Annotated in this window: 17 protein-coding genes; 12 read left to right on the top strand and 5 right to left on the bottom strand. The window is 63.9% G+C overall.

The window, feature by feature from the left end:
• Positions 1–77 precede the first annotated feature (77 nt).
• A complete protein-coding gene (ruvX, locus tag NYR54_RS03810) occupies positions 78–560 on the top strand; it encodes a Holliday junction resolvase RuvX (RefSeq protein WP_261514181.1) in 483 nt (160 codons plus the stop codon).
• Here ruvX and NYR54_RS03805 read toward each other — a convergent pair.
• Entirely contained in the window at positions 530–856 is a 327-nt protein-coding gene (locus NYR54_RS03805) for a DUF6105 family protein (protein ID WP_261514457.1), read from the bottom strand. The genes ruvX and NYR54_RS03805 overlap by 31 nt on opposite strands.
• 80 nt (positions 857–936) lie before the next feature.
• Positions 937–2565 carry an acyl-CoA dehydrogenase family protein gene (locus NYR54_RS03800; RefSeq protein ID WP_261514180.1) on the bottom strand — a complete coding sequence of 543 codons (1629 nt, stop codon included), beginning with the start codon at positions 2563–2565 and terminating at the stop codon, positions 937–939.
• A gap of 198 nt (positions 2566–2763) precedes the next feature.
• Between NYR54_RS03800 and NYR54_RS03795 the strand changes: the two genes are divergently transcribed.
• The 4 genes from NYR54_RS03795 to dprA are packed head-to-tail and all read left to right on the top strand — an operon-like array spanning position 2764 to position 6761.
• The gene (locus tag NYR54_RS03795) at positions 2764–3723 is read left to right on the top strand and encodes an aspartate carbamoyltransferase catalytic subunit (protein ID WP_261514179.1); all 960 of its coding nucleotides are present in this window, start codon (positions 2764–2766) and stop codon (positions 3721–3723) included.
• A complete protein-coding gene (locus NYR54_RS03790; protein WP_261514178.1) occupies positions 3720–5006 on the top strand; it encodes a dihydroorotase in 1287 nt (428 codons plus the stop codon). Before NYR54_RS03795 ends, NYR54_RS03790 begins: the two co-directional genes overlap by 4 nt.
• 22 nt (positions 5007–5028) lie before the next feature.
• The gene (gene plsY, locus NYR54_RS03785; RefSeq protein WP_261514177.1) at positions 5029–5640 is read left to right on the top strand and encodes a glycerol-3-phosphate 1-O-acyltransferase PlsY; all 612 of its coding nucleotides are present in this window, start codon (positions 5029–5031) and stop codon (positions 5638–5640) included.
• Positions 5637–6761, top strand: a complete 1125-nt coding sequence (gene dprA, locus NYR54_RS03780; protein ID WP_261514175.1) for a DNA-processing protein DprA — start codon at positions 5637–5639, stop codon at positions 6759–6761. Before plsY ends, dprA begins: the two co-directional genes overlap by 4 nt.
• On the opposite strand, the gene NYR54_RS03775 is transcribed toward dprA, so the two are convergent.
• Positions 6723–6935 (bottom strand): hypothetical protein, encoded by a 213-nt coding sequence (locus NYR54_RS03775; RefSeq protein ID WP_261514174.1) that lies wholly within the window; start codon positions 6933–6935, stop codon positions 6723–6725. The two genes, dprA and NYR54_RS03775, sit on opposite strands and share 39 nt — an antisense overlap.
• 319 nt (positions 6936–7254) lie before the next feature.
• On the opposite strand from NYR54_RS03775, the gene topA reads away from it, so the two are divergent.
• The 5 genes from topA to rpmG all read left to right on the top strand — a co-directional run bounded on the left by topA (position 7255) and on the right by rpmG (position 13635).
• Entirely contained in the window at positions 7255–9804 is a 2550-nt protein-coding gene (gene topA / locus NYR54_RS03770) for a type I DNA topoisomerase (protein ID WP_261514173.1), read from the top strand.
• A 2-nt stretch (positions 9805–9806) separates the two neighbouring features.
• Entirely contained in the window at positions 9807–12107 is a 2301-nt protein-coding gene (gene rnr / locus NYR54_RS03765; RefSeq protein ID WP_261514172.1) for a ribonuclease R, read from the top strand.
• Positions 12107–12541: a DUF983 domain-containing protein gene (locus NYR54_RS03760; protein ID WP_261514169.1), complete on the top strand. Its 435-nt coding sequence runs from the start codon at positions 12107–12109 to the stop codon at positions 12539–12541. The genes rnr and NYR54_RS03760 overlap by 1 nt, the downstream gene beginning before the upstream one ends.
• 4 nt (positions 12542–12545) lie before the next feature.
• Positions 12546–13307 carry an NUDIX hydrolase gene (locus tag NYR54_RS03755; protein ID WP_261514168.1) on the top strand — a complete coding sequence of 254 codons (762 nt, stop codon included), beginning with the start codon at positions 12546–12548 and terminating at the stop codon, positions 13305–13307.
• Between the two features lie 160 nt (positions 13308–13467).
• Positions 13468–13635: a 50S ribosomal protein L33 gene (gene rpmG, locus NYR54_RS03750; protein ID WP_261514167.1), complete on the top strand. Its 168-nt coding sequence runs from the start codon at positions 13468–13470 to the stop codon at positions 13633–13635.
• A 444-nt stretch (positions 13636–14079) separates the two neighbouring features.
• Here rpmG and NYR54_RS03745 read toward each other — a convergent pair whose 3' ends face one another.
• On the bottom strand, positions 14080–15453 hold the full coding sequence (locus NYR54_RS03745; RefSeq protein ID WP_261514165.1) for a PleD family two-component system response regulator: 1374 nt from the start codon (positions 15451–15453) through the stop codon (positions 14080–14082).
• Between the two features lie 37 nt (positions 15454–15490).
• Positions 15491–15862, bottom strand: coding sequence for a response regulator (locus tag NYR54_RS03740; protein ID WP_261514164.1), 372 nt, complete (start codon positions 15860–15862; stop codon positions 15491–15493).
• Positions 15863–16067: 205 nt separating this feature from the next.
• Between NYR54_RS03740 and NYR54_RS03735 the strand changes: the two genes are divergently transcribed.
• Entirely contained in the window at positions 16068–16352 is a 285-nt protein-coding gene (locus NYR54_RS03735; protein WP_261514162.1) for a DUF3572 domain-containing protein, read from the top strand.
• A gap of 92 nt (positions 16353–16444) precedes the next feature.
• On the top strand, positions 16445–17749 hold the full coding sequence (locus NYR54_RS03730) for a DNA polymerase IV (RefSeq protein WP_261514158.1): 1305 nt from the start codon (positions 16445–16447) through the stop codon (positions 17747–17749).
• Positions 17750–17771 lie beyond the last annotated feature (22 nt).

The raw sequence follows: 17771 nt of genomic DNA, 5'->3' as shown, positions 1-17771 counted from the left end.
TCAAACACTCCTCGATTGTCCGACCGTTGAGTGAAGGATAGAACGGCTGGCAACACTGTCCAAGGTGGATTGACCCGTTGAGTGTGGTTTCGATCGAAGAGCTGGAGGAAAAGCGCCCGGTGGGCCGGCCGCTGGCGGGCATCGATCTCGGGACGAAGACCATCGGCGTGGCGATCTCCGATCTCGGACTCTCCTTCGCCGTCCCGCGGACGGTGATCAAGCGCAGCAAGTTCTCTGAGGACGCGGAGGCGTTGCTGCGTCTTCTGTCTCACGAGAACGCTGGCGGTGTGATCGTCGGGCTTCCGGTCAACATGGATGGCACAGAGGGGCCGCGCGCGCAATCCACCCGCGCTTTCGTGCGCAATCTCATGCCGAAGACGAACCTACTGTTCGCCTTCTGGGACGAGCGGCTTTCCACGGTGGCTGCCGAACGTATGCTGATCGAGATGGACGTTTCGCGCAAGAAGCGCGCGGAGCGCATCGATTCGTCAGCAGCCGCCTTTATTCTACAGGGCGCGCTGGACAGGCTTCAGGCGCTGCGGGCCCACATCCACCGGTAGCCGCGTTCGGCAAGCCGCTTGCAAACAGCCCTTCTCTGGCGGAATGCGAAGAAGGCGAAGATGATGAGGCTGTCGATCAGGCAGCCCTGCGCCATGAGTGCCGGGAGGGTCGCAGGCTCAATCCCGAGGATATTGCCGTAGAACTCGAAGACGAGACGGTTCGCCTCGCGCGTCAGCATGCGCTCGCCAACATCCATGAGCGAAAGGTAGTACCAGCCCCAGAAGAACCCGAGCGGCAACGCCCAGAAAAACAGGATGTAGCGCACGGCACCTCCCTTCGTCCCTTCCGTGGGCACATCCAAAGTGGCTCCGCCGCGACCGGCGCGCAACTGCAGGCTTGCGTTAACCTTAATTGCGGGCGGGCAGGCAGTGGCCCTCAGAGCGCTTCCGGATAGAGCACGTCGATGATGGCTGTGGCATCGTGACGGGCGTCGAGCATGCCATAGGTGGCGCGCCATTGACCGGCAAGGCGCGTCTCGATGAAGGCATCAGCAACCCGTCCGGCGCCCAAGCGTCTGAGTTCGGCGGCGGCTGCCGCCAGCGCCAGCTGCTCTACGAGTATGCGCGCCGCCCCCTCGTCGCTCTCGCAGACGCGCATCGCCGCCCTGAGCACCTCGACCGTCCTGCCGCCGCTCTTGCCGAGATCGCCGCCGATGCCTTCCAGCACCGCCTCGAACAGAGCGCCGTTGCGCGACAGAACGCGCAGGACATCGAGGGCCATTACGTTGCCCGAGCCCTCCCAGATCGCATTCACCGGAGCCTCTCGATAGTAGCGGGCAAGCGGCCAATCCTCCACATAACCGTTGCCACCCAGGCACTCCATGGCTTCATAGATGATGGCAGGCGCGATCTTGCATACCCAGTATTTCGTCACCGGCGTCATCACGCGCGCATAGGCCGCCTCGGCGCGATCTGCAGCGGCCACGTCGAAAGCACGGGCAAGCCGGAAGGCGAGCGCCGTGGCCGCGGCAACATCAAGGGCGAGGTCAGCCAGCACGCGGCCCATCAGCGGCTGTTCCACAAGCGCCTTGCCGAAGACCTTGCGGTGGCGCGTGTGATGCACCGCCTCGGCAAGTGCCGCCCGCATCAACCCGGCGGAGGCAACGGCGCAATCGAGCCGCGTGAGCGTCACCATGTCCATGATGGTGCGAATGCCGGCTCCGGGCTCGCCGACCAGATAGCCCAGCGCCCCATGGAATTCGGCCTCGGAAGAGGCGTTGGACCGGTTGCCGAGCTTGTCCTTCAGGCGCTGGAGGAGAAGGCCGTTTGCGGACCCGTCATCGCGGAGCCGGGGGACGAGGAAGCAGGAAAGGCCATCCTTCGCCTGTGCCAGAACCAGAAATGCGTCACTCATCGGCGCGGAGAGGAACCATTTGTGCCCGGTGATGCGGTAAAGCCCGTCCCCCGCTGACTCGGCATAAGTCGTATTGGCGCGTACATCCGTGCCGCCCTGCTTTTCCGTCATGCCCATGCCGAAGGTGACGCCGGGCTTCTGGGCAGCCGGGCGATTCGTGTGATCGTATTTGCGGGAGATCACACGCGGCGCCCATGCGCGGAAAAGGTTGGGCGAGACCATCAGCGCCGCCAGCGCCGCATTCGTCATAGTAAGTGGGCACAAATGGCCGCATTCCAGTTGCGCCATCAGATAAAAGCGCATGGCTCTTATCTGATGGCGCTGCCCCTTTTCGTCCGCGCCATCCTCCCAGATGGAGGAATGGAGCCCCGCCCCTGCGGAGCGGCGCATCAAAGCGTGATAGGCAGGATGAAATTCGACTATGTCCACCCGCCGGCCGTAGCGGTCGTGCGTTTTCAGCACCGGCACCTGGGTATTGGCCAGGCGCGCCAGTTCCAGAGCCTCCTGCGCGCGCACGAAGCGCCCCAGCACCTCCATCTCCTTGCGCACGGACTCGGAGAAGGCCTCACCGAGCTGGATCAGCAGCGGGTCGGACCGCCACGCGCTGGTCCCGCTGATGGGGGGAGACTGATTCAGAACCTCCTGATCCACTGAAGGATTTCCTCTGCCCTTGCGGCTTCGGCCGCACTGCCGGAAGATCGGCGGTTGCCCCGTCTTGTATGGGATACACATTATGTACGACGAACTTAACCGCTTTGCCTCTCGAAGGAAAATGGCCGGGGAGAAACCACGCACAGGCTTTTGCACGCTTGCGGAGATCATCGCAGCCGCCTATAGCAGCGATCCGAGATGACCGACGCGCCGGCCTTTCCCCTTTTTCCGCACCGCCATCTGCTTGGCATCAAAGGCCTATCGCCGGCCGACATCGAGCTACTGCTCGACCGGGCCGATGCTGCCGTGGCCATTTCCCGGCAATCCGAAAAGAAGAGGAACACGCTGCGCGGGCGCACGCAGATCAACCTCTTCTACGAAGCCTCGACGCGCACTCAATCCTCCTTCGAACTGGCTGGCAAGCGCCTCGGCGCCGATGTCATGAACATGTCGGTGGCAAGCTCGTCCGCCAAAAAGGGCGAGACGCTGCTCGACACGGCGATAACGCTCAACGCCATGCGCCCCGACATTCTGGTCATCCGCCATTCGGCGGCGGGCGCCGCTGCCCTTCTGGCACAGAAGGTGACCTGTTCTGTCGTCAACGCGGGCGATGGCGCGCATGAGCACCCGACGCAGGCACTGCTCGATGCACTGACAATCCGCAGGGAAAAGGGGCGGATCGGCGGCCTTGTTATCGCCATTTGCGGCGATATCCTGCATTCGCGGGTAGCGCGCTCCAACATTATCCTTCTCAATGCCCTGGGCGCGCGTGTCCGGGTGATCGCCCCGTCCACGCTGCTCCCTTCAGGCATCGAGCGCATGGGGGCCGAATCCTTCACCTCCATGGCGGAAGGGCTCAAAGGTGCTGACGTCGTCATGATGCTGCGGCTTCAGCGTGAGCGCATGGCCGGCTCCTTCGTGCCCTCCACCCGCGAATATTTCCGCTTCTTCGGCCTCGATGCGGAGAAGCTGAAAGCCGCGAAGGAGGATGCGCTCGTGATGCATCCCGGCCCCATGAACCGCGGCATCGAGATCGCTTCCGATGTGGCGGACGGCCCGCGCAGCGTTATCCAGGAACAGGTGGAAATGGGCGTGGCCGTGCGCATGGCGGTGATGGAGGCATTGCTGGACCCGCGCCGGAACGAGGATGCCGCATGAGCGCGACCGTTTTTCAGAACGCCCGCATCGTCGATCCCTCGCGCGCCATCGATGAGATCGGCACGGTCATCGTGGAAAACGGGACCATCCGCGCGGCCGGTGGCAATGCGCTGGGCCAGGGCGTGCCGGACGGCGCAACGGTTGTCGACTGCGCGGGCAAGGCCATCCTGCCCGGGCTTGTCGATGCCCGGGTCTTCGTCGGTGAGCCGGGCGCCGAGCATCGCGAGACGATCGCCTCGGCGAGCCACGCGGCGGCGGCGGGCGGAATCACCTCCTTCATCATGATGCCCGACACGGCGCCCGTTATCGACGATGTCGCGCTGGTAGAGTTCGTGTTGCGCACGGCACGTGAGACCGCCTGTGTCAACATCTATCCCGCCGCCGCGATCACCAAAGGGCTGCAGGGTGACGAGCTCAGCGAGTTCGGCCTCCTGCGGGCGGCAGGCGCCGTGGCCCTGACGCAGGGTCGGCGGACGCTTGCCAGCGCCCTTACGATGCGGCGCGCGCTCACCTATGCGCGCGACATGGGGCTCGTCGTCGCCCATGCGACGCAGGATCCCGACCTCACCTCCCGGGGCGTCATGAACGAGGGACTGCTGGCGAGCTGGCTTGGTCTGCCCGGCATTCCGCGCGAGGCGGAGGCCATTCCGCTCCAGCGCGACCTGATGCTGGCGCGCCTTACGGGCGCGCGCTACCACGCCGCCGAGATCTCCACCGCCATGTCGGCCGAGGCCGTACGGCGCGCGAAAGAGGAGGGAATCCAGGTTACCGCAGGGATCAGCATCAATCACCTCTGCCTTAACGAGAACGATGTCGGGGAATATCGCACCTTCTTCCGGCTCTCGCCGCCGCTTCGCGCGGAGGAAGACCGGCTCGCCATGGTCGAGGCGCTGAAGGAAGGCACCGTCGACATCATCGTTTCCTCGCACGATCCGCAGGACGTGGACACCAAGCGCCTGCCCTTCGAGGAAGCCGCCGCCGGTGCGATTGGGCTGGAGACGCTGCTTGCCGCCGCACTCAGGCTCTATCACTCCGGGGATGTGCCGCTGTTGCGACTGGTGGAAGCCCTGTCCACCGCTCCGGCACGGCTCTTCGGTCTGCCGGGAGGCACGCTACGGCCCAGCGCTCCGGCCGACCTGATTGTGGTTGATCTCGAAGCGCCCTGGATCGTGCGCGAGGCGGATATCCGCTCACTGTCGAAGAATACGGCCTTTGAGGGTGCCCGCATGCAAGGCAGGGTCTTGCAAACCATGGTTGCAGGCCGCACAGTATTCTCAGCCTGATCTTGCGGGAGATCGATCGCCCATGGACATGACAAGCTGGCCGGCTATCCTGCCCTACCTCCTTGTCGCGCTCGCCATCGGTTATCTTTTCGGCTCGTTTCCCTCCGGCCTCGTGCTTACCCGAATGGCTGGGCTCGGCGACGTGCGGCGGATCGGCTCCGGAAACATCGGCGCGACCAATGTGCTCCGCACAGGCAGAAAGGGGCTTGCCGCGCTCACGCTTCTCTTAGACGCGCTCAAGGGCACGGTGGTGGTGCTTCTGGCCGGCCGCTATGGGCAGGACTATGCGGCCGCCGCCGGCCTCGGGGCCTTTCTGGGCCATCTTTTCCCCGTCTGGCTCGGCTTTAAGGGCGGCAAGGGCGTGGCGACCTATCTGGGCGTGCTTCTAGCGCTCGCCTGGCCTGGCGCCCTGCTTTTCGCCGCCGTCTGGCTCCTGGTCGCGTTCATCAGCCGGTATTCGTCGCTGGCCGCACTAACAGCCGCCGTTTGCGTGCCGATTGCGCTCTACGTCATGGGCTACAGCCAGGTGGCCCTGCTTTTCCTGCTTATGAGCGTGTTGGTGTTCTTTTCACACAGAGCAAATATCGGCAGGCTGATACAGGGCAAGGAATCCCGTATCGGGGTCAACGGATGAGCAGGGGCCTTCAGCTCGACGACCGTCAGCGTCGCGCCTGGCTGCGTCTCATCCGTACGGAGAATGTGGGGCCTGCAAGCTTCCGTCAGCTTATCAACCGCTTCGGTTCCGCCGAGGCGGCACTTGCCGAATTGCCTGAGCTTGCGCGCAGAGGCGGGGCACGACACATCCGAATTCCCTCCGAGGAAGACATCGACGCCGAGCTCGAGGCGGCGAGCAGCATGGGCGCCCGCTTCATCGCCTTGGGCGAGGAGTATTATCCGCCCCTGCTCGCACGTGCCGACTATCCGCCGCCCCTGATTGCCGCGATGGGCAACCTCGATCTTCTTTGCCGGCCCGCGCTCGCGATCGTTGGCGCGCGCAATGCCTCGCTCGCCGGCGTTAAGATGGCCCGAAAGCTGGCGAGGGAACTGGGACAGGAAGGCTATGTCATCGCCTCGGGGCTTGCCCGGGGCATCGACGCCGCCGCGCATCAGGGCAGCCTCGAGACCGGGACCATTGCCGTTTTTGCGGGCGGGCTCGACCGCCCCTATCCCCCGGAGAACGAGCCGCTGCTTGCCGAAATCGTCGAACGCGGGGTTGCGGTTTCGGAAATGCCTTTCGGCTGGACACCGCGCGCGAAGGACTTTCCGCGCCGCAACCGTATCGTCGCGGGCCTTGCCTACGGCCTTCTGGTGGTGGAGGCGGCAACCCGCTCCGGCTCGCTGATCAGCGCGCGGCTGGCGGCGGAGATGGGCAGGCTGGTCTTTGCCGTGCCGGGTTCGCCGCTCGATCCGCGCGCGGCCGGTACGAACAGGCTCCTGAAGGAAGGCGCTACGCTGGTTACCGAAGCGAGCGATATCCTTCAGGCGGTCGCGCCACTGGTGGGCCGGCCGCAACTGCCGGACAATTTTGCGCAGGAACCCTCGGAGGTGGACATGACAACCCCTGCCCCGGGAGATGACGATCGTGCCAAGGTGCTGGAAGCACTCGGCCCAACCCCTGTCAGCACCGACGAAATCATCCGGCACACCGGTCTGCATCCCGCTCAAGTGGCGCTCATTCTGCTGGAGCTTGATCTTGCCGGACGTCTCGAGCGCCACTCAGGCGGCGCTGTTTCTCTTGTCATGGGTAGCATCTGAAGCGGCGCTGGCGGCCACGTATGCCATGTCGCTGGCCTCGATGCAGGCCATTTCGATCAGATAGGCGAGCATCTCACAGCCTTGCGTCTTCGCCATCGGATAGAGCTGCTCAAGCATTGCGCGTATATAGTCGATTGTTTCGTTTCGCCCGATCTGATCCTTCATTTGGCCCATGCGGCTTGTTCCCCGTTGCCCTCTAGCAATGGGGCATCCGCCCCCGGCTGCCACCGGTCGCCTCACCGGGCCGCCATGCCCGCCTGTCGCCTGCCCCTAAATGCCCTTTCTCCTTGGGACCCGGAGGCGACCATATACCAAACTTATATACAAATAAATGTAGAAATTTTGCCAATACAACCAAAAATTGCTGGCGGCACCGGACAACAGATTCGCATGAGGCCTTGACCGCAAGGGAAAGCGCAGCCATGTCACGTGCTGGCCGGCATCGCGCAGGGGCCACGCATGTCCCGCCACTTAACCAAGGTACCGTCAGTCAATGGATGTCGTCATCGTCGAGTCGCCGCCCAAGGCGAAAACAATCAACAAATATCTGGGCAAGGACTACAAGGTTCTCGCCTCCTTCGGCCATGTGCGTGACCTGCCGGCCAAGGACGGCTCCGTGCGGCCGGACGAGGACTTTGCCATGTCCTGGAGCACCGACAGCGCATCGGCCAAGCGCCTGAACGAAATCGCCAAGGCCGTCAAAGAGGCCGACGGCCTGATTCTTGCCACCGACCCCGATCGTGAGGGCGAGGCGATCTCCTGGCACGTGCTGGAGGTGCTGCGCCAGAAGCGGGCGCTGAAGGACAAGCCCGTGCGCCGCGTGACCTTCAACGCTATTACCAAGAACGCCGTGCTGGAGGCCATGAAGTCGCCGCGCGAGATCGACGCCTCGCTGGTCGATGCCTATCTCGCGCGCCGCGCGCTCGACTATCTCGTGGGCTTCACGCTTTCGCCCGTGCTTTGGCGCAAGCTCCCAGGCGCCCGTTCGGCCGGCCGGGTGCAATCCGTCGCGTTGCGGCTGGTCTGCGACCGCGAGGCCGAGATCGAACGTTTCGTGCGCCAGGATTACTGGCTCGTCGCAGCCCTTCTCGACACGCCGCGCGGCGAAACCTTCGAGGCGCGCCTTACTGAACTCGACGGCCGAAAGCTTCAGAAGCTCGACGTCAAGAGCCAGGAAGAGGCCGACAGCATCAAGGCGCTGCTCGAAGGCGCCTCCTATCGCGTTTTGTCGGTTGAGGCGAAGCCGACGCGCCGCAACCCCGCGCCGCCGTTCATTACCTCCACCCTGCAGCAGGCGGCATCCTCGCGGCTGGGCTTTTCCGGATCGCGCACCATGCAGATCGCCCAGCGCCTCTACGAGGGCGTGGATATCGGCGGCGAGACTACCGGCCTCATCACCTATATGCGAACGGACGGCGTGCAGATGGCGCCGGAGGCGCTCGAACAGGCGCGCCAAGCCGTCGCCCGGACATTTGGCGACCGCTATCTGCCGGACAAGCCGCGCTACTATTCGAGCAAGGCGAAGAACGCTCAGGAAGCGCATGAGGCCATCCGTCCGACCGACTTCTCGCGCACACCCGACGAGGTGCGCAAATATCTCGATCCGGACCAGGCGCGCCTCTACGAGATGATCTGGAAGCGCGCCATCGCCAGCCAAATGGCGGCCGCCGAGATCGAGCGCACCACGGTGGAGATCGAGGCTGCCGGGGCCGACCGCAAGGCTGTGCTCAGGGCCGTCGGCTCGGTGATCCGCTTCGACGGTTTCCTCGCAGCCTACACGGAGGTGAAGGAGGACGACAGCGAAGACGGTGAAGACACTCGCCTCCCCGAGATCAATTCCGGCGAGACGCTCGCCCGTAGGGCGATCAATGTAACGAAGCATACGACGGAGCCGCCGCCGCGTTACACGGAGGCAACGCTCATCAAGAAGCTGGAGGAGCTTGGCATCGGCCGACCCTCCACCTACACCGCAATCCTGAAGACGCTCGAAGACCGCGATTATGTAACCATCGAAAAGCGCCGTCTCGTGCCGCAGGCCAAGGGTCGCGTCGTTACTGCATTCCTTGAGAATTTCTTCCGACGTTATGTGGAGTACGACTTCACGGCCGACCTTGAGGAAAAGCTGGACGAGATTTCGGACGGCAAGCTTGCCTGGAAGGACGTTCTGCGCGACTTCTGGACCGAGTTCTCTGGCGCGGTCAACGACATAAAGGGCCTGCGCGTCACCGACGTGCTGGAAGCGCTCAACGAGGAGCTTGCGCCCCTGCTTTTCCCGCCGCGTGAGGATGGCGGCGATCCCCGCCTCTGCCCTAGATGCGGGGCGGGCCGGCTGTCGCTGAAGCTTGGCCGCTACGGCGCCTTCGTCGGCTGCTCCAACTATCCCGAATGCGGCTACACGCGCCAGCTTGGCGAAAACGGAGCGGAAAGTGGCGATGCCGAAGCAGGATTGGACGGCCACAAGGTGCTCGGCACGGACCCCTTCACCGGCGAGGAGATCACGCTGCGCTCCGGCCGCTTCGGCCCCTATGTGCAGCGCGGCGAAGGCAAGGAGGCCAAGCGCGCGAGCCTGCCCAAGGGATGGACGCCGGACAGCATCGACCGCGAACGCGCCATAGCGCTCCTGTCGCTGCCGCGGGATGTGGGCCCCCATCCTGAAACCGGCAAGATGATTTCCGCCGGCATCGGCCGCTACGGCCCCTTCCTGCTGCATGACGGTACCTATGCCAATCTTGAATCGGTGGATGATGTCTTTTCCATCGGGCTTAACCGGGCTGTTTCGCTGCTCGCAGAGAAGAAGGCGAAGGGACCGCGCGCCCGTGCCACGCCCGCCGCACTCAAGGAACTCGGGGAACATCCCGACGGCGGCGTCATTACCGTTCGGGACGGTCGCTACGGCCCCTATGTGAATGTCGGCAAGATCAACGCCACGCTTCCGAAGGGCAAGGACCCGATGTCGCTGACCCGTGAGGAGGCGCTGGAGTTGATTGCTGCCAAGGCTGGAAAGACCGGCAAGAAATCAGGACGAGGCAAAGCCAGGAGCTGAATTTGGCCCGCAGGAATCCCAACCGCGTGCAGGCGGGTGGCGGCAGGGCTTCCCGCCTGCCTTCGCGCGACGATCTCCTGCGCTTTATCGCCGAGAATCCGGACCGCGCGGGCAAGCGCGAGATCGCCAAGGCGTTCGGGCTGAAGGGCAGCGACCGCATCTGGCTCAAGGACATGCTGCGCGAGCTTCAGGACGAGGGGCTGCTCAAAAAGAAGCGCCGCAGGCTTCTGCGCCCGGGTGCCCTGCCCCACGTGGTCGTTCTCGACATCTTCTCACGCGATGCGGAGGGCGGCCTTCTTGCCCGTCCCGCTGAATTTGACGGCGAGGACGGCGGCCCCGTTCCTCTGGTGGCGATCCGCAGGCAGAGGGCTGGCCGCACGCCCGCCGCGGGCATTGGCGACCGGGTGCTTGCCCGCGTGTTCCCGAATGGAGAAGACGAGAAAGGTCCTGCCTATAGCGGCCGGGTGATCAAAGTCTTCGAGAAGCGAAGGCGGGCCGTTCTCGGCGTTTTCCGTGAAATGGCGGACGGTTCTTTCCGGATCGAACCCGTTGAGAGGCGTCAGCCAGAGCTTATCGTGGACGCGGCTTTCCGCGGCGAGGCGCGCGAGGGCGATCTGGTCGAGGTCGAACAGGTCTCGGAGAGCCGCTACGGCCTGCCGCGCGCGAAGGTTCTGGAGGTGGTGGGCTCCATCGCTACGGAGAAGGCGGTTTCGCTGATCGCCATCCACGCCCATGAAATCCCGCATATCTTCCCGGAAAGCGTGCTCAAGGAAGCGGAAGCAGCAAAACCGGCCAGCATGAACGGCCGCGAGGATTGGCGTAACCTGCCGCTCGTCACCATCGATCCGCCGGACGCTAAGGACCACGATGACGCCGTGTTCGCCGAGCCGGACGAGGACGAGAAAAACCCGGGCGGCGTGATCGTCACCGTCGCCATCGCCGATGTCGCCTACTATGTCCGTTCCGACTCCGCGCTCGACCGAGAGGCGCTTAGGCGTGGCAATTCCGTCTATTTCCCGGACCGCGTGGTGCCGATGCTGCCCGAGCGCATTTCGAACGATCTATGCTCGTTGCGCGAAGGTGAAGACCGCCCTGCCCTCGCCGTCCGCATGCGCTTTTCGGCGCAAGGGCGGAAAATCGGCCACTCCTTCCATCGGGTGATGATGCGTTCCGCCGCGCGCCTTTCCTACGAGCAGGCGCAGGCGGCGATCGACGGCAGACCGGATGAAAAGGCGAAGCCGCTTCTGGATACGGTGCTGCGCCCCTTGTGGGATGCCTACGCCGTGCTCGGACGCGGCCGGAGCGCGCGCGAGCCATTAGAACTCGACCTGCCGGAACGCAAAATCCTGCTCAAGCCAGACGGCACCGTCGACCGCGTCATCGTGCCGCCCCGTCTGGACGCCCACAGGCTGATAGAAGAGTTCATGATCCAGGCGAATGTCGCCGCCGCCGAAACGCTCGAAGCCGCCCGCCAGCCAGTGGTCTACCGCGTGCATGATGCCCCCTCTCTCGCCAAACAGGAAGCCTTGCGAGAATTCCTGGCGTCACTCGGGATTTCGCTTGCTCGCGGGGCGGCGTTGAGGCCTTCCCAGTTCAATGGCATCCTCGCGCGCGTGGCCGGCACCGAGCACGAGCAGCTGGTCAATGAGGTGGTTCTGCGCTCGCAGAGCCAGGCCATCTATGCGCCGGAGAATATCGGGCATTTCGGCCTGAACCTGCGCCGCTATGCCCACTTCACCTCACCGATCCGGCGTTATGCGGATCTCATCATTCATCGCGCGCTGATTTCTGCGAAGGGTTTCGGGGAAGACGGGCTGCGCCCGCAGGATGCCGAGCGGCTGGAGGAGATTTCCGCTCTCATCTCGGCCACCGAGAGGCGCGCTATGGCGGCCGAGCGCGAGACCGTTGACCGCCTGGTAGCGGAGCATTTGGCGGGTCGCACGGGAGAGGAATTTTCCGCCCGTATTTCCGGCGTGACCAAGGCCGGCCTGTTCGTTCTGCTACCGGAATTCGGGGCTGATGGATTCGTTCCCATTTCCTCGCTCGGCGACGATTACTACCACTTCGATGAAGTCCGGCATGCGCTGGTTGGGCAAAGAAGCGGGGGAGGCTACCAGCTTGGCGATGCCGTGGAGGTGCGGCTGGTCGAAGTGGCTCCGCTTGCGGGAGCCATGCGCTTCGAAATGATGAGCGATCCGAATCGCCTGCCAGGCTCGACGCGATCGCTGCACAAGACCAGGCGCAGTATCGCGCGTGCATCGAGAGGCAAGGAACGGTCGCCCGGCAGGGGCAGGAGACGGTGATGGAGCAAAGAGTTTTCGGCGGCGGCAAAGCAAGCGAAGCGGAGCCGAGGTCGGTGTATGAATCCACGCGGCGCGGTTTCTTCGGCCATTGCCCCTGTTGCGGCCGCGGTCGGCTCTTTCGTGCCTTTCTCAAGACGGTCGAGTGCTGCCAGGAATGCGGCGAGGAGATGCACCATCACCGCGCGGACGACCTGCCGGCCTATCTTGTGATCGTCATTGTGGGGCACATCGTCGTCAGCGCGTTCATGACCGTGCAAGCGGTCACCGACTGGCCGACATGGGCACATCTCGTTATCTGGGCGCCAGCTACCCTTGTCCTTTCGCTCGCGCTTATTGGCCCCGTCAAAGGCGCGGTGGTGGGGCTGCAATGGGCGCTCAGGATGCATGGCTTCGGCGGCGAGAAAGACATGCTCGATTCCCACCCCGAGCTTTGAGATCATGGCGGAAGCCGAGAGGCTGGAGCACGGGGAAACGGCTACGCCCGAAGGGAGGAGGCACAACGCCGCATCCCCTGCCCCTGTCAGGCCACGCGACTCTGCCACGCTCATCCTGATCGACTGGCGCGGCGGCGAGCCTTTCGTCCTGATGGGAAGGCGGCATGCGCGGCACGCCTTCATGCCTGGACGCTTCGTCTTTCCCGGCGGACGCACCGATCCCTCCGACAGCCGCATTACTGTTGCAAGCGACCTCCATCCGGCGGAGGCGGCGAGGATCGCCGGCAGCGCCAGAGATGGACGTGCCCGCGCGGCGCGGGCCAGGGCCAGGGCGATCGCCCTTTCCGCGCTGCGGGAAACCTACGAGGAAGCCGGCCTTCTTGTCGGCCGCAAGGCTGACTTTGCGACAAGAAGCCCGCAATGGCAGGGCTTCGCCAAGCATGGCATTCAGCCTGCTCTTGACGGCCTGCGCTATATTGCCCGCGCGATCACGCCGCCAGGGAACGTGCGCCGCTTTGACACCCGCTTCCTCGCTGCTCGCCGGGATGAGGTTGCCGTCGAACTTCCGAGTCCGCCCACCGAAGAGCTGGAGGGCATCGCCTGGCTGCCAATCACGGAGGCGCTGCGCCTCAACGTCGCCGCCATTACGCGCAGGGTCCTCGAAGAGCTCGGCAAGCGGCTTCAGAGAGATCCCACGCTTTCGCCTGGCGAGCCCGTGCCCTTCTACTTCACGCGCGGCGGCAGGTTTCGCAGGGAGATGCTATAGCGGCCGGAGCGCGGCGAAGTTGCCACCTCATATGTCCTGAACCCGGACACGGGCTTGACATTCCAGGTATTGTCTTTATGTCTCGCGCGAGTTTTCGCGCGCCTGTTGCGATCGCTGCTGCCAGGCTCGCCCATCCAACCGCAGATACGGACGCACGCCCATGGCCAAGGCCACGACCATCAAGATCAAGCTCCTGTCGACGGCCGACACCGGCTTCTTTTACGTCACCAAGAAGAACAGCCGCACGATGACGGAGAAGATGACCAAGCGCAAATACGATCCCGTTGCGCGCAAGCATGTCGAGTTTCGGGAAGCGAAGATCAAGTAACCTTCCCCCGCATTCACAATGCGTGTCTCGCGGCGCCTTTCGAGGCGCCGTTTTTGCTGGTGCCTCAGGCATCCGGCTCCCCGCGGCAAAAAGCCGGCCCCTTTTCCAATCCGATCACGCGAAAAAGCGCTGCCCGCAGTAAGAGGCAGCGCCACAGTGTGAATTATGCTTTTGAGATTTCGGGGGCCGGTCGGCTATCTGGCAGCGGTACGAGGAGGCCACATAACGCCAGCGCCAACCGGCCAACCCCACGACCCAGGAGATGCGGCGGACCTGAGCATCATGGGGTATCGGGGATACGGAACCTCTTAGCCTCGTAAGTTCCGTCCACCACCGGTTGCGACACTCGCGCAACTGGCCTCGAAAATCAATACTTACTTAACCATCCCGGATGGACAATTTAACATTAAGGTAAATTTCGTGATCGACCGCCACCCGCCTAGGTCAGGCTGCGGGGGCAACGACGCGATTCCGCCCGCGGGTCTTGGCTTCATAGAGGGCCATGTCGGCGCGCTTTATCAGAGCCCTGACGGTATCTTCACCCTCGCGCCTTGCAGCCACTCCCAGACTGGCTGTGATCGAAATCGGTGGGCGGCCCTCCCCAATGTGGAACGGGCTTTCCGCGATCTGCCGCCGGACGCGCTCAGCGACCTTCTCGGCGATGGCAAGTTCGGTCTCCGGCATGACGATGACGAACTCCTCGCCACCATAGCGGCAGACAAGATCGATCCCGCGCAGGTTCCTGCGCAGCCGGCCGGCGAACTCCTTGAGCACCGCGTCTCCCGCGTCATGCCCCAAGGTATCGTTGATGGCCTTAAAGCGGTCCACGTCGGCAAACATGACGGACAGAGGCCGCCGGCGGGCCACTGCCCGGTCGAAAAGGGTCTGAAGATGGCTGTCGAGATAGCGGCGATTGTGCAGGCCGGTCAGCGGATCGGTAACGGCCATCTCCACCGTGCGCGCGACGCTGGAGCGCAGCCCGTCATTGTAGCGTTTGCGGCGGATCTGCGTGCGCAGACGCGCAACCAGCTCCTGGCGTTCTACTGGCCGCAGCACATAGTCGTTCACTGCGAGCTCCAGCCCCCGGATCACATACTCCTCGTCCTGCTCGTCCGCGAGAAGGATGATGGGCACGAGATGCGCACGCTCCAGAGCTCTCAACTGCGCGCACAGCCGAAGCGGATCGTATCTGGACGACCGAGTGGAGACGATGACGCATTCAAATGCCCCGCCGGCGGCACGCTGAAGCGCGGCTTGCGGATCGGCGGCGACCTCCACCTCGAAGTGGCCGCGCAGAATGCGTTTGATCTGTGCTCCGGAGGCCTCGTCTTCCTCCACGAGCAGCACGCTCGGCCTCTCGTCAGTGTCACCAATCTTCTGCTGCAGCAGCTGCTCGATGCCAATATTCCGCGTCGTGGCAGCGCGAAGGCGCAATTCGTCGGTCAGCGCCTTCAGCCGCGCCAGGCTCTTGACCCGCGTAAGCAGTTGCAGGTCCTTTACCGGCTTGGTGAGAAAGTCATCCGCCCCGGCTTCGAGCCCTCGCACGCGGTCGGCCGGTTGGTCCAGCGCCGTGATCATGATGACCGGAATATGCGTGGTGGAGGGATCGGCCTTGAGGCGCCGGCACACCTCAAAGCCGTCCATGCCCGGCATCATCACGTCGAGGAGGACCACATCGACCCTGCTCACCTCGCAGATTTCGATGGCATCCGGCCCCGAGCGCGCGGTTACCACGTCGTAATATTCCGCCAGAAGGCGCGCCTCGAGCAGCTTAAGATTGGCGGGAACGTCGTCGACCACGAGAATGCGCGCAGTCATGGCCGACGGTCCCTCCCTGGTCGCCCCCTACGGACCATTACGCGTCACCGAGATAGGATTTGATCGTTTCGATAAAGCTCGGGACCGAGATCGGTTTCGAGATATAGGCCTCGCAGCCGCCCTGGCGGATGCGCTCCTCGTCTCCCTTCATGGCGAAGGCGGTGACGGCGATAACCGGAATCGTATGCAGCTCGTCATCCTGCTTCAGCCACTTGGTGACCTCGAGCCCCGAAACTTCCGGAAGCTGAATGTCCATGAGGATGAGGTCGGGGCGATGGTCGCGCGCAAGTTCGAGCGCCTGAAGACCGTTGCGCGTGCGCACAGTCTCATAACCGCTGGCCTCAATAAGGTCGCGGAAGAGCTTCATGTTGAGCTCGTTGTCCTCGACGATCATGACCTTTTTCGGCATGGCACCCCGCACCGTTCAGCGCTGTCGTGACGTGTGACCAAGCACTTCAGCTATTTCGCTTCAGGCTCTCTTGGCACGATCTGCCTTACGAAAAGGGAAATTCTTCCCTTCAAATTGAAGGCATTGCCCTTGCGTGCTTGCGAACTCTTTATACCGTCCTTATGGCACCATCATCGTTACGGACGCAACACCGGGAGCAGCCACCATGGGGAGGGATGACGCCGAAACCATCGCCATCCAGGCGCTTTCCTTCATTGCCGGCGACCCGGAGCTTCTGCCCCGCTTTCTGGCGATAACGGGGATTGACGCGGGCCAGATCAGGCAGGCTGCGCGGGAGCCCGGATTTCTCGCCGGTGTGCTGCAATTTCTGCTCGCCCACGAGCCGACGCTGATGGCCTTCACCCAGGCGAGCGGTCTTGCGCCGCAGGAGATCGCAGCCGCGCACAGGGCGCTCCCCTTCGGCCAGGAGGATTGGGATATCCAGCCATAGGAGACCAGCGCAGAGTCGTCCTCTCGCTTTTCTTGTCGGCGCGCGCGGGATGCCATATGCTGCTGTTCCCTATGCGTTCCAGATAAATCGACATGGTCGTCAACGCCGCTGTGCCAGGCATCTGCCGCGACTGCCTCTACCGCACCGGACCGGGCGAGCGGCGCTGCCGAGCGTGCGGCAGCCCGCGAGTTCTGCGCCACCCGGAACTGGAGACGCTTTCCCTTGCCCATATCGACTGCGACGCCTTCTACGCGGCGGTGGAGAAGCGCGACAATCCCGAGTTGCGCGACAAGCCGGTCATCATCGGCGGCGGCAAGCGCGGCGTTGTTTCCACCGCCTGCTACATCGCCCGGATCAAGGGGGTGCGCTCGGCCATGCCGATGTTCAAGGCGCTCCAAGCCTGTCCCGAGGCCATCGTCATCAAGCCGGACATGGAGAAATATGCGCGCGTGGGCCGGGAGGTCCGCGCCATGATGCTGGCGCTCACGCCGCTGGTCGAGCCGCTTTCCATTGACGAGGCCTTTCTCGACCTCTCGGGCACCGAGCGCCTGCATGGAGCGTCGCCTGCCATGGTGCTCGCCCGATTTGCCCGGCAGGTGGAGGAGGAAATCGGGATTACGGTTTCCATCGGTCTTTCCTATTGCAAGTTCCTGGCCAAGGTGGCCTCCGACCTTCAAAAGCCGCGCGGCTTTTCCGTCATCGGGCGGGCGGACGCGTTGACTTTTCTGGCCGAGCAGCCCGTCACGGCAATCTGGGGCGTGGGGAAGACCTTCGCCGCCACACTTTCCGCAGACGGCATCCACACCATCGGCCAGCTTCAGCACATGGAGCGTGCCGATCTCATGCGCCGCTACGGCACGATGGGCGACCGGCTTTACCGGCTCTCCCGCGGCCAGGACGATAGGAAAGTGGAGCCGCGCGGGGAAGCCAAGAGCGTCTCGTCCGAAACCACCTTCGACCGCGATCTTTCCCGTGTTGATGATCTCCTGCCGATCCTGCGGGCACTGAGCGAGCGCGTTTCGGCACGCCTGAAGAAGGCGGGCATAGGCGGGCGCACGGTTGTGCTCAAGCTGAAGACGGCCGATTTCCGCATCCGCACGCGCAGCAGGCAACTGGCCAATCCCACCCGGCTTGCCGACCGGATCTTCTCGGCAGGCTTCGACATGCTGAAGCGCGAAGCGGACGGCACGATGTTCCGCCTCATCGGGATCGGCGTCAGTGATCTTACGGATGCGGCATTGGCCGACCCGCCGGATCTCGTTGACCGCCTGTCGTACAAGCGCGCTCTTGCCGAAGGCGCCATCGACGCCTTGCGCGAAAAATACGGCCGGCAGGCGGTGGAGACCGGCTATACCTTCGGCCGCGGCAAACGCCTGCGGCCGGAGGTGGAGGATTGAACCCCGTAGGACAGCCGATAGT

Origin of the sequence: Chelativorans petroleitrophicus, from assembly GCF_025398195.1 — a bacterium.
GTDB lineage: Bacteria > Pseudomonadota > Alphaproteobacteria > Rhizobiales > Rhizobiaceae > Chelativorans > Chelativorans petroleitrophicus.
Note: the sequence above shows the minus strand (reverse complement) of the source record. Positions and strands in the feature narration are given on the sequence as shown.